Source organism: Spirosoma soli (assembly GCF_042684525.1).
Taxonomy (GTDB): domain Bacteria; phylum Bacteroidota; class Bacteroidia; order Cytophagales; family Spirosomataceae; genus Spirosoma; species Spirosoma soli.
Genome location: NZ_JBHULN010000028.1, coordinates 49,604 through 64,984 on the forward strand (window position 1 = coordinate 49,604; position 15,381 = coordinate 64,984).

The window sequence follows — 15,381 nt, forward strand, 5'->3', positions numbered from 1 at the left end:
TAAGCGGGTTGGTTCCCGGGCCAGATTTCCGCGTACCTTTCAACCATCTTAACCAAATAAACCTTTCTTGTTATGGAGTTTTTACCCCTAATGTCAAGCTGGGCATGGATAATCGTGCTCGTTGTGGCTGTTGTATTATACAAATGGGTTCTTCGCTTTTTGTTCGGTATGGTCATCGTGCCCGAAGACCGGATCGGTCTGGTAACCAAAAAGTACGTACTCGTCGGCAATGATCGCGGTCTGCCCGACGGCCGGATTATCGCTACCAAAGGCGAAGCTGGTTATCAAGCGCAGGCGCTCGCGCCGGGACTCTACTGGTGGATGTGGCCGTGGCAGTATGGCATCACCATGCAGCCGTTCACGGTGATTCCGGAAGGTAAAATCGGTCTGGTTTTGTCAAACGACGGAGCTGAATTGCCCACGGGTAACATTCTGGCTCGGCGTGTAGACTCCGACAATTTTCAGGATACCGAACGCTTCTTAAGCAGTGGCGGTCAGAAGGGGCGTCAAACCAGCCTTTTAACCCCTGGAACGTACCGTATCAACACCTTTGCCTTTACCATCACGATTGCTGATATGACTGTGATCAAAGAAAACATGGTCGGTATCATTACAACCCTCGATGGTGCTCCGCTGCAACCGGGACAAATTGCGGGTCGGCAGGTCGAAGGGCACAACAACTTCCAGAATATTGACTTCTTCCTGCAAAATGGGGGAAATCGGGGACTTCAGCCGCAGGTGGTGCTGGCTGGCTCGTACTACATCAACCCCTGGGCGGTGCAAATTGAAGAAATCCCCATGACTGAAGTGCCCATCGGTCATGTTGGGGTAGTTATCTCTTACATTGGTGAAGATGGCGTTGATGTAACGGGCGAGTCGTTCAAGCATGGTAATATCGTTCAACGGGGCTTCCGCGGTGTCTGGATGGAGCCGCTGGGACCGGGTAAGTACCCTATCAATACGTATACCATGAAGGTCGAGGGCGTACCAACCACAAATCTGGTGCTGAACTGGGCCAATGCCCGTACCGAAGCCCACGCGCTCGATCGCAACCTGTCGACCATTACGGTCCGTTCGAAAGACGGTTTCCCCTTTAACCTCGACGTAGCGCAGATCATTCACATTCCGGCGGTTGAAGCGCCTAAAGTGATTGCCCGCTTTGGTAGTATGACAAACCTCGTATCGCAGGTACTGGAGCCAACAATTGGTAACTATTTCCGTAACTCCGCCCAGGACTCCGATGTGATTGCCTTCCTGAGTACCCGAAAAGAACGGCAGGAAGCGGCCCGCGAACATATCCGCCAGGTGCTGGAGGTCTACAACGTCAACGCTGTGGACACGCTCATTGGTGATATTGTACCACCCGACAGCTTAATGAAGACCCTGACTGATCGGAAGATTGCGCAGGAGGAAGAAAAGACCTACGAAACTCAGCGAATGGCGCAGGAAAAGCGGCAGGGGATGGAGCGGGAGACAGCCCTGGCCGACATCCAGCGCGAAGTGGTGAAAGCTCAGCAAAGTGTCGAGATTGCGCAACGTACCGCCGATGCTGCCGTGAAGAAGTCGGAAGGAGAGGCCCGTAGCTTAAAACTACAGGTTGGGGCCGAGTCGGAAGCTACTAAGATTCGGGCGGAGGCCAATGCTGAAGCACGTCGCCGACAGGCAGCTGCTGATGCGGAGGCTACCAAGCTGACCGCTGATGCCGAAGCCGAACGTATTGCCAAGACCGGTGCCGCCGAAGCTGAGAAAATCCTGGCCATTGGTCGCTCGACGGCCGAAGCGTATGAGCTACAGGTCAAAGCGATGGGCGAAGAAAACTTCACTCGCTTCAAAATCACTGAGGAAATCGGCAAGGGCCAGATCCGTGTGATTCCAGACATTGTCATTAATGGGTCAGGCAATGGCACGGATGGATCGATGAATGGACTGATGGGCTTAAAACTGCTTGAACAGATTGAGGAACGAAAAACGGGCAAGTCTATAAAAATCGTTGACGTAGCGAAGTCCACCGATACTGTAATCGCTAAAGAAAAAGAGTAAGCATACTTAAAATGGCCGGTATTTTACCGGCCATTTTGTTGCAGGCCTAGGTACTTGTGCTGAAATGAACCCGCACGCAGTGACCAACTTGAATTTTTACTGCGTGCGGTGTTACTGCGATGCCGGTATAAACATAACCTAAGACATCTCAGGCAAGCTTACCCAAGTTTAAATCACCTGATTGGTTAGATCTTCTCCAGCCGTACGATGTCATCAGACGGTGAGAAGTCCGCTCTCAGTAACTCCTTCAGTTCCATACAAGCTGTGACCAGCTCGGGCGCGAAGGCACCAGAAAGCAGTGTTTTTAGCTCAGGGGGAGACAGGTTAATCTGATAGTCAAGGAAGGTCATTGACCCGCCGTCTTCCTGGCCACTGATTTGAAAGATGGTAACGTACCGTCCTAGCGGCAAGACGGCCGAAACTCCTTCTTTGGCCAGGGCGGTGTTCATGCCCACTTCCAGGTTGAAGTTGACGCCCATGAGCCCTCGGTTATAATTAAACTTGTCTGGGTCCGTCGTGAGGCCGTAGGTAGCCGAGGGGTTAAGGTCATCAACTAAAAACGTGTACTGATGGGATTGGGGTGGCTGGAGTATCCACTCAAAGCTTGCCATGAATCAAAATGACCAGAATGTGATGTGAAGTTACAAAGGTAAACACAGAGCACGGCAGTACCCAAGTAGCACTGTTTACAGGGGCCCTTCTTTCCTAATGTGCTTCATTAAACTATTATTGTTCAGGTAGTTACGTTCTAAGTTGGACCTATTCTGGATACAAAGGATACGATTTGATTCTCTGAAACGCGACATTGGCCAGCAGTTCATCTAAAAAGGCCACGGCTTTTGCTTTTGAAAATAGCCCAGTTGCAAAGTCGTTAATACCTCTTTTCCGTTATTGTCACTAGATGCTCCTTGCTAACCCTCTCAACGAATGGCTAACATTCTCGGGAAATAAGCAGGACAGCATACACTAGTTAACAAAAAAATAAAGCAACGTTTTATAATTAGTCTAAATAGCGCTTAGCTTTGCAGCACAAAAAGTTAAAGCAAGCTATCAATGTTCAAACGTTCTCTGCTCTTACCAATCGTTCCTGTTGTTTTAGCCGTTGGTTTATCGGCCTGTTCGGAAGAAAATCCGATTGTTCCTCCAACTAGTCCGCAATTGCGTAAGTCTGTTGATTACGCGAAACTGACAGACACTACAACCTACGCCAATTTCTTCGTGGACGACACTGGCACTAAAACGGTTGATCTCACAACAGGCAGCGCTCGGTTGTCGATGTTTCGGGCCATCAATACTTATAACGGTACGGCGGTTGGCACAGGAGCAACGCTTGATGCAAACGTGCTCAAAAATATGTTTGCCAACACGGGCAGTCCATTTTCTGGAACAGCCAATGCTGCTTTAAACAGTTCAGGTGTTCAGTTGCGTAACGTAACGGCCTCGTCGCTACCGGCTGCTGAAGCGGAAAAAGAGCGTCAGACTATTGAAGCAGGCTTCCCCGCCATCGCTGCTGCCAGCAAATCTGTTTCGGCTACGGCTTCGGAAGGTAAAGCCGGTAAACTGGGTACATACCTGGTCGATGAAAAAGGCATCGAATGGGGACAAATCATCCAGAAATCCCTGATTGGTGCGTTCCAGATGGATTACATTGGTAACGTACTGCTGAGCGATAAGGGTCTTTCGGCTGACAATTCCACGTTGGTTGCTGGCAAAAAGTATACGCAGTTGGAGCAGAATTGGGATGAGGCTTACGGCATTCTGACGGCCAACCCAATTTACGGCGCCAAAGCTACGGCAACTTCATCAGGCGAGAGCTTCATCGGTTCGTACATCTGGGAATACAACAAAGAAGATTTCCCTAAAATATATCCCGCCCTGCTGAAAGGGCGCGCAGCGATTGTCAATAATGACCTGACGACCCTGAAAGCGCAGGCGGCTATCATTCGCTCGGCCATGGAAAAAGCGGTGGCCGGCGCTGCCCTTGGTTACTTAGGCAAGTGGAAGACGGGCACAACCGACGCGGCTCGTGCTCATGCCATTGGCGAAGGTCTAGGCTTCATTTACAGTCTACGATATGCTAAGGTGAACGGTGCCGATGCTGCCTTTTCCGATACCATTCTGAACAACCTGGTGTATTCGGTTCCCAATGGTTTCTGGGGTCTGACAAACACAAAGATTGATGCCGCTGCTACAGCCATCAAGACTAAGTTTAACATAGCTGGATAAAATACGTAATCGGTTCACTATTAACGTATATAGAGCGGTGCTTAACGTACCGCTCTAGCCTTTTTTACGTCATGACACAATTCATCGCGAAAAAGATTGCAGTAGTCGGTATGTTCCTTGGCTTGTTGTGGGCCTGTTCGTCAAACGAGAATACTGATTCCGTAACGCCAACTAACCCGACCAATCCAACCGATCAGGCAAGCAGCGACCGCAAGGCTATGCTGACTAACATTGCTGATAACATTATCATACCGAGCTACGCCAACTTCAAAACAAAGTTCGATGTGATGCTTGCTAAGTCGGATGCCTTTGCAACCAAACCTGACAAAGCATCGCTGACAGATTTGCGGCAAGCCTGGGTTGATGCCTATACTGAATGGCAAAAAGTTGAACTGTTCGACGTTGGCCCCGCTGAGCAGTATACACTTCGCAATTTCTTCAATATCTACCCAACTGACGTGGCTGGTATTGAAGCGTATGTGGCTGCCGGATCAGGAACATTTGAAGTGCCTGCTTCTTACCCAAAACAAGGCTTTCCGGCAATGGATTACATGATCAACGGCCTGGGTCAGACCGATGATGCGATTGTGGCGCGATACACCACCGCTGCCGATGCCGCCAAACGGGTGGCTTATCTCAAGCGACTCACTGGCCAGATGAACGATATGTTCACGAAGGTGTATTCCGAATGGACAACCGGTTATCGGGATACGTTCGTTAACTGCACGGCTCTAAACGCGGGCTGTTCGACCTCCAAGCTGGTCAATGGGTATGTGTTGCATTATGAGCGCTACATCCGGTCGGGCAAGATTGGCATTCCATCAGGTGCAATGACCAATGGTACACCCGCCCCCGAGAAAGTAGAGGCCTATTACAAGAAAGATCTGTCGTTGCCGCTGGCCAAAACGGCTCACCAGGCTTTTGTTGATTTCTTCAATGGCAAAAGCGTAAAAACGGGGCAGGAAGGTCCCAGCCTGAAAACGTATCTAAACGGGCTTGGGGCAAAAGATAGCCGCACAGGTACGTCGTTGGTTGACATTGTCAACGCTCAGTTTGCTTCCAGCACGCAGCAACTCAATTCGTTGAAGAATAACCTGTATGACGAAGTAAAAACCAACGATGCGGCTGTAGTGCAGGTGTACACCGAGATGCAGAAAGCCGTCCGGATGCTCAAAGTAGACATGACAACAGCTATGAGCATCACGATTACTTATACAGATAACGACGGCGATTAACCAACCCTGAATAATATGCAGGGGTACGTTCAAAAAACAACGTCGGCGGCTCCGTTAGCCGTGTTTCGGCTGGCCTTCGGACTCATGCTTTTCGGGAGCGTTATTCGCTTCTGGAGCAAAGGCTGGATTGACGAGCTGTATATCAAACCCCATTTTTTCTTTTCCTTCTACGGATTTGAATTTATCAAGCCGCTGGGCCCGTATACTTACGGGCTCTTTGCGGTTTGTGGCGTGTCGGCGTTGTTTGTGGCGCTGGGGTTGTTCTATCGCCTGTCGGCGGTGAGCTTATTTTTGAGCTTTACCTACATCGAACTAATCGACAAAACGACGTACCTCAATCACTACTATTTTACTAGCCTGGTTTGTTTATTACTGATCTTCTTACCTGCCCATGCTTATTTTTCGGTCGATGCGTACCGTCGTTGGGCATTGCTCTCTGGTCAGATTCCTGCCTGGTGTCTAGATTCTGTGAAATTGCTAGTGGCTTTGCTGTATTTATTTGCTGGCGTGGCAAAGCTGAATAGTGACTGGCTGCTGGAGGCTTTACCCTTACGAATATGGCTACCGGCACGTAACGACATGCCCATTATTGGTTTCTTGTTTAATTACTCCTGGATTCATTACCTATTTAGCTGGTTTAGCTGTCTTTACGACCTCAGCATTCCCTTTCTGCTTTGGAACCGGCGCACGCGCCCCTGGGCCTACGCAGCCGTAGTCGTGTTTCACGGACTAACGGCCGTTTTGTTTCCTATAGGTATGTTTCCGTATATCATGATCGTAACGGCGTTGATTTTTTTCTCGCCAAATTTTCACCGGATGCTGATTCGTCAGATTGGCAGATGGTTGTCGTTACCAGTTGCGTTTCTTAGCCCTCATCGAACCTATGCGTTTCAACCTCTTACTCAAAAATTGCTGTTGAGCGGTCTCACAGTTTTCTTCGCCGTGCAATTGGTGCTGCCGTTCCGGTATCGGCTATATCCGGGTGAACTATTCTGGACCGAGCAGGGCTACCGCTTTTCGTGGCGGGTCATGCTCATGGAAAAAGCCGGATATGCCCAGTTTACGGTCAAAGACAACGCGGGTAAGCGGGTCATTGTGAATAACACAGAATTTCTGACGCCCTTGCAGGAGAAAATGATGAGTACGCAACCCGACATGCTATTGCAGTATGCGCATTTGTTACGTGATGAGTTCTCGCGACGTGGATTTCATAAACCTGAGGTGTATGTAGACTCATATGTGGCGCTTAATGGTCGTCTTGGGAAACCACTCATTGACCCAACGATCAATCTAGCGAACGAACACGACTCGTTTGCTCCCAAATCCTGGATTACTTCCTTCGATGACGAAATTTTTGGTTTTTAGTTTTTTAGCCATCTGGCTTAGTTCTTCGGCCGTGCTGGCTCAATTTCAGCTGTCTGGCAAAGTACAGGCGCTTACTGATAGCGTGGCCGTTACAGGGTGTACCGTATACCTCAATAATGGCAAGCGCTCCACTGTGACGGATAGCCTGGGGCAATTCCGTTTTCTAAACTTGCCGTCGGGCCGTTACGTAATTCATACGAGCCACCCCGAATTTAAAGCGGCCAGTGTGACCACCAATCTTGCTGACCGGGATCTGAACATTGTCGTTATGCTACTGAGCCGGACCGAAACACTCAGTGAAGTTGTTGTAACGGATCAGCAGTCAGACTTTGGATTTACCCGAATGCGGGGCGTTGAAAGTATGGGCATTTACGAAGGAAAGAAGTCGGAGGTGATCATTCCTGAACAACTGGTGGCTAATCTCTCGACTAACAACGCCCGTCAGATTTACGCTCGGGTAGCGGGGCTAAACATCTGGGAAAACGAAGGAGCGGGGCTGCAACTAAGCATTGGCGGACGCGGGCTAGACCCTAACCGAACGTCAAATTTTAACGTACGTCAGAATGGCTACGACATCAGTGCCGACGCCTTAGGCTACCCCGAAAGCTACTACACGCCACCTGTTGAGGGAGTCGGACGCATTCAGGTAGTACGCGGAGCAGCTTCGCTCCAGTACGGAACGCAGTTTGGTGGGTTGCTTAACTTCGTTATGAAAAAGCCCGTTGCTGATCAGAAAATTGAACTCATTGCCCGGCAAACCGTTGGATCTTTCGGTTTTTACAACGCTTTCACCAGTCTAAGCGGCACTGTGGGCAAGCTCAGCTATTATACGTTTTTTCAGTACAAGCAAGGCAATGGCTGGCGGCCTAACTCACACTTTACAAATTATACCGCCTATGCCGACGTTGATTACCGCGTCTCGGAGAAAACGACATTAGGGATTGATTTAACCCAAATGAGTTACCTGGCGCAACAGCCGGGCGGGTTGACCGACGAAATGTTCCGGCAGAACGCCCGGCAAAGTAATCGGGAGCGCAACTGGTTTAAAGTAAACTGGACTATGCCTGCCCTGCATCTTGATCACAAGTTTAACTCCGGTAACGAAGTCAATTTGCGGCTGTTTGGGCTGTCGGCCTATCGGTATTCACTTGGCTTCCGTCCCAACCGCGTTGCCAGCGTTGACGACAACAGTGAGCGGGATTTGATCAAAGGCGATTTTACTAACTGGGGTGCCGAAGCCCGGTATTTAAAGCGATATAATCTTGGCGGTAAGCAGTCGGTCTTGTTGGTTGGAAGCCGTTACTATCACGGCTTCAACCACAGTATTCAGGGGCTGGGCAGTACCGGAAAAGACGCCAATTTCAATTTCATCGACACTGACCAGGCCATATCGTCGGATTACCGATTCCCGAATCGCAACGTATCGGCCTTTGCCGAAAATATTCTGTACGTAGGCGATAAATTGTCAATCACACCGGGCCTTCGCTATGAGTATATATATACGACGGCCAACGGTTTTTACGGTACCATTACGCGTGATCTGGCGGGCAACATCATCAATGCGACCCGAACGAACGAGTTCCGCACCAACGGTCGCCAGTTTGTACTGGGTGGACTTGGCATTAGCTATAAACCTACACCGTGGTTAGATATTTACGGTAACCTGTCGCAGAACTATCGATCGATTACATTTAGCGATATGCGGATCGCTAATCCATCATCGGTGATCGATCCTAATCTACAGGACGAAAAAGGGTACTCACTTGACCTAGGCGTTCGGAGCGTGCAAACGACCTTGTATAGTTTTGATGTGAGCGCGTTCTTACTCAACTACAACAACCGCATTGGCGAGGTACAATTTTACGACGAAAACGACCGGGTCCTGCGTCGTCGGGGGAATATAGGCCAAGCCATTATTATGGGGGTAGAGTCTTATGCCGAGGGTGACTTGTTACGAATGGCCAACCCATTGAATACAAACCTAAGTGGAGTGGTGTTTGCTAACGTAGCACTAATTCATTCTACCTATCAGGCAAGCGAAATTCCGGGCGTAGCGGGCAAACAAGTCGAGTTTGTGCCTAATGTTAATCTGAAAAGCGGGGTGCGGTTGGGCTACAAAAACCTTAAGGCATCGTTTCAATATACCTATTTGTCGGATCAGTTTTCGGATGCAACCAACGCTCGGGAAGGGGGCGTGTCGGCGGTAATTGGCCTGATTCCGGCCTATGCGATTATGGATGCCAGCGTATCGTATCAATTCCGCCGGTTTCGGCTCGAAAGCAGTTTGAATAACCTAGCTGACCGGGTATACTTCACGCGCCGGGCCACGGGGTATCCAGGACCGGGAATTCTTCCGTCCGACGGCCGAAGCGTTTACGTAACCTTGCAAGTAAAGCTGTAATCAAACAAGTGCCCACATCATCAGTTGTTGCGAATAGCCTACTTTTGCATGAGCCAATTCAATTGATATGCGTAACCTTTCTGTCCTGGTGGCCCTGCTGGCCTTACTTACCTTCTCAAACGCCTGTCGCAATCGTCAGCAGGCTAGTGAACAATCATCTGACTCTACTACCGCAGCAACCGAGTCGGCTCCGGCTCCTTCGACTGAAGCGACTATAGCCGGACGTATCGCCGAGCTTGGCCTCACTCCTGATAGCGATTGGCGCGGCATTAGTTTAGGTGATGAGTTCGCTAAGATCAAAACTATTGAAAAAGGGGAGCCGTTTGAGAGCGACGCCAAGCATGTAGGATATACCGTGGAGTTCAAGAATCTTGAATCGGCTGATATGCTATACTACCAGGCCAATCAGAAAGTTTCGGCAATAGAAGTCGACTTGTTCCTGAATTCTCGAGAATCGGCGACGGCTTGTCAGAAAGAGCTGGGCGCTTATTTTACCTCCCGCTATGGTAGTTCTAAACCCGCTGAAGGCGGCACGGTTTGGAGTGGCTCCCAAGGCCAAAGCGTTACGCTGAAAGACGTATCGAAAGGCAAGGATTTTGGTCTGAAAATCAGAATTGCACCAGCCAACGCTATTACGACAGCATCGGCGAGATAGATAAGATTTTGACTGACAGCTCGTGTTAAGTCAGCCGGGTTTGGCATAGTATACGTACTGACTATGTTATAGTGTTATCAGGCCGTTGACCGGTTGGAAACGCTGGTTGGGTTAATCAGTGGTTATCTGATACGTTAAGAGCGAACTAGGTAACAAACCTGCGCGAAAGATGAAAGATTTTTCAAAAGTGATGAATCATCTTTCTAGTGTTTGTAGGCAGAGTATGCTAACTATAAAAACAAAAGCTCCGACCAATCGGCTGGAGCTTTTGTTTACGAGTGCGATAACGTTATACTTTATGCATCCACCCAAAGGTATCCTCTTCTTTACCGGTGCGCAGATCAGAGAGGAAGTTCCGCACACGAACTGCAAATGAATTCTCAGGAGCAAACTCGGGTAGCATGTGATCTTTACCGTTGTAGCCAATGAGTGAATAAGGCGACGACCCCACGGCTGTCCCTGCCCCGAAGGCTTCGGTTAAACGGCCGGTTTCAATGCCGCTGATGACTTCGTCAATTGAAACCAAACGTTCCTCGACTTCGATGCCCCAACTCCGGGCAATTTGTAGAATGGAATCGCGGGTTACGCCCTTCAGAATCGAGTCCGACGTAGCCGGAGTCACCAGCTTGCCATCAATGATGAACATAATGTTCATTGTGCCCGATTCTTCAATGTATTTATGCTCACGGGCATCCGTCCAGATCAGTTGGTCGTAGCCTTGTTGCTGAGCCAGCAGGGTAGGGTACATAGAACCGGCATAGTTGCCCGCGCATTTAGCATAGCCCACACCACCCGGCGCCGACCGAATATATTCTGTTTCTACTTTCAGTTTCGGCGGATTGGTATAGTAAGCACCAACGGGACAAGTGAAAATGCAGAACCGATACGTTTTCGACGGAGCCACGCCTAGAAACGTGTCTGTGGCGAACATATACGGCCGAATGTATAAAGAGCTGTCAGGCTGTGTGGGCACCCAGTCAGCATCAACACGTAACAACGCTTCCAATCCACCCATGAACACTTCTTCTGGCAGGGTTGCCATGCACATCCGGCGGGCCGACTCGTTCATACGCTCAAAGTTGGCGTAGGGCCGAAACATCATGACTTCGCCTGCTTCGTTCTTGAAGGCTTTCATCCCTTCAAAGATTGACTGACCATAATGCAATGACGATAGGGCCGGGCTTAGCGAGAACGTGTCGAACGGCACAATCATCTGATTCTGCCATTGACCATCTATAAAGTCGGCCACAAACATGTGATCCGAGAAGTGTTTTCCGAAGGGTAGATGGTTGAAATCTACCTCCTGAATGCGGGAGCGCTCCGCTTTCCGCAATTCAATTTGTAAGACGTCCGTCGTCATAATCAGGGTATTGGTTAACGAGTTAAGTCACTGCCGACCGCTCGTGGCAAAGCTAAAAAATAAGATTGAGTAAGTTTAGTTGTCAAGACAACTTTTTTTGTGAGCGTTGAAAAACGTTATGTTCTTGGCTTCCAAGCGACTTCTTCCGCACCCAAATCTTGGGCCATTTTCCGGCTTAATACAAATAGATAATCTGATAGGCGATTCAGATACTGTATTACCGCCGGGTCTACCGGCGACTGATCACCGAGTGATATAACCAGTCGTTCGGCACGTCGGCAGACTGTTCTTGCCAGGTGGCAAAACGAAACGGCCTGATGCCCACCCGGCAAGACAAACGCACGTAACTCGGGCAGTTGAGCATCCATCGTATCCATGGCTTCTTCGAGCAATGCTACATCTTCTGGCACAATGGCAGGCATTGCTTTCTTAGGAGCCTTCTCCGGATCGGTTGCGAGTTCAGCACCAATGGTGAACAGCCGATCTTGAATTTCTTTAAGCAATTCTTTGTAAGCCGCATTCACGGGCTGGTCCCGAACGAGACCAATCCAGGAGTTAAGCTCGTCTACTGTACCATATGCATTGATTCGTAAATCGGCCTTACTAATGCGCCGACCGCCGATCAGGCCGGTTTGTCCATTGTCGCCCGTTTTTGTGTAAATCTTCATAGTCAGACTAACCAAAATTATCTAGAAGTGGCGAAGCTAACGGATTTCCATTATCCAAGCCGTACCTTTGTGCACTCATTTAAACTATATAGATATAAACGCATCGAGTGACATTGAGTTAGAGCTGTAAGCTTATCTACTCGTCGCTCATTCTCCCAATTAAATGAAAGCTGGTACCTTTTTCGTCCGTACTTGGCGTATTCTGTCCATACTCGGACTGTTGTTTGCCTTGTTTAACAGTTATATTTCATATCCTGGCGAGGTGGCTGTTCGCTTCGATGAGCTTAACAATCCGCTTCAGACGGTAAGCCGCGAAGCACTATTTTATCTTGCTGTTGCGATATTTTTGATTAATAATACGCTTATCAATGCCATTGCCCGGTTATTCCCCCGGGTGCCGACCGCGCAGATTCCAGTACCTAACAAGGTCGTATGGGCTAGTCATCGATCAATACTTAATCAGGTTATTATCAACTGGTTTAACGCCCTTATGGCTGCCATTAACACTATATTAGCACTAGGGTTAATTGTCTTGTCGTTTTTGAACCGCTCTGATCGGAGCATTCAAGCCATTGATTATGCCTGGCTTTTACCGTTGAGCATAGCTATATTAATCATTGTGCTGGTTGCTTTACCCATTCGCTTGTTGATGAAACCTGGTGGCGATGACTGAGACAAACAATTTGGTGCTAAGCCAATTCCAGTATAACCTCCCTGATGACCGGATTGCTCGTTTTCCGTTGCCCCAGCGCGATGCCTCGAAGCTTCTGGTATACCGTGCTGGCGTTATCAGTCACGCTCATTTTTCAGACTTAGCTAGCTTGCTGCCTAAAGACAGCTTCCTGGTTCTGAACAACACAAAAGTTATTCCGGCGCGGCTGTATTTCACCAAGCCAACCGGGGCCGTCATTGAATTATTTCTACTGAATCCATCTACTCGTTCTGGTAAGTTGCCCGTAATTAGCGAAGCCATGGAGACGACGGCTTCGGTGGTCTGGCAGGCGATGGTTGGTAACCGCAAGCGTTGGAAGTTAACCGAAAGTCTCCAAACAACTATGCCAACTCCTTTGGGCAGTGTAGTACTCAAGGCTGAGTGGCACGACTACGAGCAATCTACGGTTCAATTAAGCTGGCAGCCCGCAGAACTCACCTTTGCACAAGTCATTCAATACGCTGGTCAAATTCCCTTGCCTCCTTATCTAAAACGAGATGCTACGGATGTCGACCGTGTGACGTATCAGACGGTCTATTCCAAACAGGAAGGAGCAGTGGCGGCACCAACGGCGGGACTACACTTTACTCCGAATGTCTTCGAAACTTTAGCTGACAAAAACATTGAACATGACTACTTAACCCTACATGTAGGAGCCGGTACGTTTCAGCCTATCAAGACAGAAGATGTTCGCCAGCATCATATGCATACCGAGCAGGTGGTATACACACAAGAGAACATCCGTAAATTACTGAGGCATCATGACAGTATTATACCAGTTGGTACTACGTCTATGCGTGCGCTGGAAAGTTTATACTGGATGGGTACTCGGTTACTTTATAATGTGTCTAATGCCTTCGAACTCGACCAGCACTACGCGTATAACGTATCGGTTGATCAGCAGCCGACTGCCCAGGAAGCGTTGGCCGCTGTATTACACTACTTAACTGACACCAAGCAGGAGTCAATTGTCGCTCACACCGGTATTTACATAACCCCAGGCTATTCGTTTAAGGTCTGCAAAGGAATTATCACTAATTTCCACCAACCTGGATCAACCCTGATTCTGTTGATAGCCGCACTTATCGGCGACAACTGGCAACGAGTGTATAACGAAGCCTTAGAAAACGACTATCGATTTTTAAGCTACGGTGACTCGTCCCTGCTTCTGCCATAAACCACTAATTTTGCAAACGATTTCAAGAGCGAGAAGCGAAATACATACCGCTACAATATTGCTCATTCACTCCGCTTCGGCGGTCCGATTTCATTCTTTATGAATTTTATTGAAGAACTCCGCTGGCGTGGCATGTTGCACGACATGACGCCTGGTACCGAAGAACAACTCCAGAAAGAAATGACGGCAGGCTACATCGGCTTCGATCCAACGGCCGCGTCGCTTCATATTGGTAATCTGGCCACAATTATGCTGTTGGTGCACCTTCAACGTGCTGGTCATAAGCCCTTCGCACTGGTTGGGGGTGCCACGGGTATGATTGGCGATCCATCAGGCCGTTCAACAGAGCGAGATTATTTATCTGAGGATACCTTACGTTATAACCAGGAAGGAATTCGGTCACAGCTGACGCGCTTCCTAAATTTTGATTCAGGAGAGAATGCCGCTGTGATGGTTAATAATTATGACTGGTTTAAAGGCATATTATTCCTGGATTTTTTACGGGAAGCGGGCCAGCATATTACCGTCAACTACATGGTTGCAAAAGATTCCGTAAAAAAACGCTTGGAAACAGGCTTATCATTCATGGAATTCTCGTACCAACTTCTCCAGGGATACGACTTCTACTGGCTATACAAAAATAAAGGCGTCCGATTGCAAATGGGAGGATCGGATCAGTGGGGGAACATAACAACAGGAACTGAACTCATCCGTCGCAAAGAAGGTGGTCAGACGGATTTGCGAGAAGAGCATCAGGCTTTCGCACTTACAACCCCGCTAATCACTAAATCTGATGGAACTAAGTTTGGTAAATCAGCCGGAGGAAATATCTGGCTTGATCCCGCTTTGACCTCGCCATATCAGTTTTATCAATTCTGGCTAAACACGGCTGATGCCGACTGCCCACGACTGATTCGCGTTTTTACATTGCTACAGAAAGAAGAAATAGAAGAGTTAGAACGTCAACATGCCGAAGCTCCACATCTACGGTTGTTGCAAAAAGCCATTGCTAAAGACGTCACTATTCGGGTACACTCTGAGGCTGGTTACGAATTAGCGGTTAAAGCATCAGAAGTTTTATTTGGTAAGGCCACTCTCGACACATTACGTTCAATTAAAGTTGATGAGTTCGATGTAATCTTTGAAGGGGTTCCTCAAACTGAAATTTCAGCTGAGGAGCTAGCCAATAGTAAAGACATCACAGACTTGTTATCTACAGCTAGCCGGGGCGAAGTCTATGCTTCTAAAGGTGAAGCGAAACGAGCGATCGCGCAAAATGCAGTAAGTGTAAATAAAATGAAAATAGCAGATCCAGCCGCTCCAGTGGCCTTAGAATGGCTTCAAGACCGGTATGTACTCATATCGAAAGGCAAGAAAAACCATCTTTTAAAAAAAGTTTAAACAATTCCGGGTTGGTAAGTGGCTGATGATTGGCCACTTACCTGGCTGAGCTTCCTGCAGACTACACTATTTCCTGACCAGCCCTTGACATACCCCTCGCAGACCCCTACCTTTGCAGTCCCAAATCCAGGGAAGATGCTG

12 protein-coding genes are annotated in these 15,381 nt (G+C 48.7%); 9 read left to right on the forward strand and 3 right to left on the reverse strand.

Annotation, left to right across the window (positions count from 1 at the left end; translation table 11 throughout):
* The first annotated feature begins 72 nt into the window (after window positions 1-72).
* A complete protein-coding gene (locus ACFSUS_RS27815) occupies window positions 73-2,040 on the forward strand; it encodes an SPFH domain-containing protein (protein WP_381528174.1) in 1,968 nt (655 codons plus the stop codon).
* A 185-nt stretch (window positions 2,041-2,225) separates the two neighbouring features.
* Here the strand turns inward: ACFSUS_RS27815 and ACFSUS_RS27820 are convergent, their stop codons facing one another.
* Window positions 2,226-2,651, reverse strand: coding sequence for a hypothetical protein (locus tag ACFSUS_RS27820; RefSeq protein WP_381528176.1), 426 nt, complete (start codon window positions 2,649-2,651; stop codon window positions 2,226-2,228).
* A 442-nt stretch (window positions 2,652-3,093) separates the two neighbouring features.
* On the opposite strand from ACFSUS_RS27820, the gene ACFSUS_RS27825 reads away from it, so the two are divergent.
* The 5 genes from ACFSUS_RS27825 (at window position 3,094) to ACFSUS_RS27845 (ending at window position 9,922) form a co-directional block, all read left to right on the forward strand.
* On the forward strand, window positions 3,094-4,266 hold the full coding sequence (locus ACFSUS_RS27825) for a DUF4856 domain-containing protein (protein ID WP_381528178.1): 1,173 nt from the start codon (window positions 3,094-3,096) through the stop codon (window positions 4,264-4,266).
* A gap of 71 nt (window positions 4,267-4,337) precedes the next feature.
* Window positions 4,338-5,501 (forward strand): imelysin family protein, encoded by a 1,164-nt coding sequence (locus tag ACFSUS_RS27830; protein ID WP_381528180.1) that lies wholly within the window; start codon window positions 4,338-4,340, stop codon window positions 5,499-5,501.
* A gap of 15 nt (window positions 5,502-5,516) precedes the next feature.
* The gene (locus ACFSUS_RS27835; protein WP_381528182.1) at window positions 5,517-6,866 is read left to right on the forward strand and encodes an HTTM domain-containing protein; all 1,350 of its coding nucleotides are present in this window, start codon (window positions 5,517-5,519) and stop codon (window positions 6,864-6,866) included.
* The gene (locus ACFSUS_RS27840) at window positions 6,844-9,267 is read left to right on the forward strand and encodes a TonB-dependent receptor domain-containing protein (RefSeq protein ID WP_381528184.1); all 2,424 of its coding nucleotides are present in this window, start codon (window positions 6,844-6,846) and stop codon (window positions 9,265-9,267) included. The genes ACFSUS_RS27835 and ACFSUS_RS27840 overlap by 23 nt, the downstream gene beginning before the upstream one ends.
* Window positions 9,268-9,334: 67 nt before the next feature.
* Window positions 9,335-9,922, forward strand: coding sequence for a hypothetical protein (locus ACFSUS_RS27845; RefSeq protein WP_381528186.1), 588 nt, complete (start codon window positions 9,335-9,337; stop codon window positions 9,920-9,922).
* Window positions 9,923-10,211: 289 nt separating this feature from the next.
* Here the strand turns inward: ACFSUS_RS27845 and ACFSUS_RS27850 are convergent, their stop codons facing one another.
* A complete protein-coding gene (locus ACFSUS_RS27850; protein ID WP_381528188.1) occupies window positions 10,212-11,282 on the reverse strand; it encodes a branched-chain amino acid aminotransferase in 1,071 nt (356 codons plus the stop codon).
* A 116-nt stretch (window positions 11,283-11,398) separates the two neighbouring features.
* A complete protein-coding gene (locus ACFSUS_RS27855) occupies window positions 11,399-11,950 on the reverse strand; it encodes a cob(I)yrinic acid a,c-diamide adenosyltransferase (RefSeq protein WP_381528190.1) in 552 nt (183 codons plus the stop codon).
* A gap of 163 nt (window positions 11,951-12,113) precedes the next feature.
* On the opposite strand from ACFSUS_RS27855, the gene ACFSUS_RS27860 reads away from it, so the two are divergent.
* The 3 genes from ACFSUS_RS27860 to tyrS all read left to right on the forward strand — a co-directional run bounded on the left by ACFSUS_RS27860 (window position 12,114) and on the right by tyrS (window position 15,240).
* Window positions 12,114-12,623 carry a hypothetical protein gene (locus tag ACFSUS_RS27860; RefSeq protein WP_381528192.1) on the forward strand — a complete coding sequence of 170 codons (510 nt, stop codon included), beginning with the start codon at window positions 12,114-12,116 and terminating at the stop codon, window positions 12,621-12,623.
* Window positions 12,616-13,839 (forward strand): S-adenosylmethionine:tRNA ribosyltransferase-isomerase, encoded by a 1,224-nt coding sequence (locus tag ACFSUS_RS27865; RefSeq protein ID WP_381528194.1) that lies wholly within the window; start codon window positions 12,616-12,618, stop codon window positions 13,837-13,839. The genes ACFSUS_RS27860 and ACFSUS_RS27865 overlap by 8 nt, the downstream gene beginning before the upstream one ends.
* A gap of 99 nt (window positions 13,840-13,938) precedes the next feature.
* The gene (gene tyrS, locus ACFSUS_RS27870) at window positions 13,939-15,240 is read left to right on the forward strand and encodes a tyrosine--tRNA ligase (protein ID WP_381528196.1); all 1,302 of its coding nucleotides are present in this window, start codon (window positions 13,939-13,941) and stop codon (window positions 15,238-15,240) included.
* The last annotated feature ends 141 nt before the right edge of the window (window positions 15,241-15,381 follow it).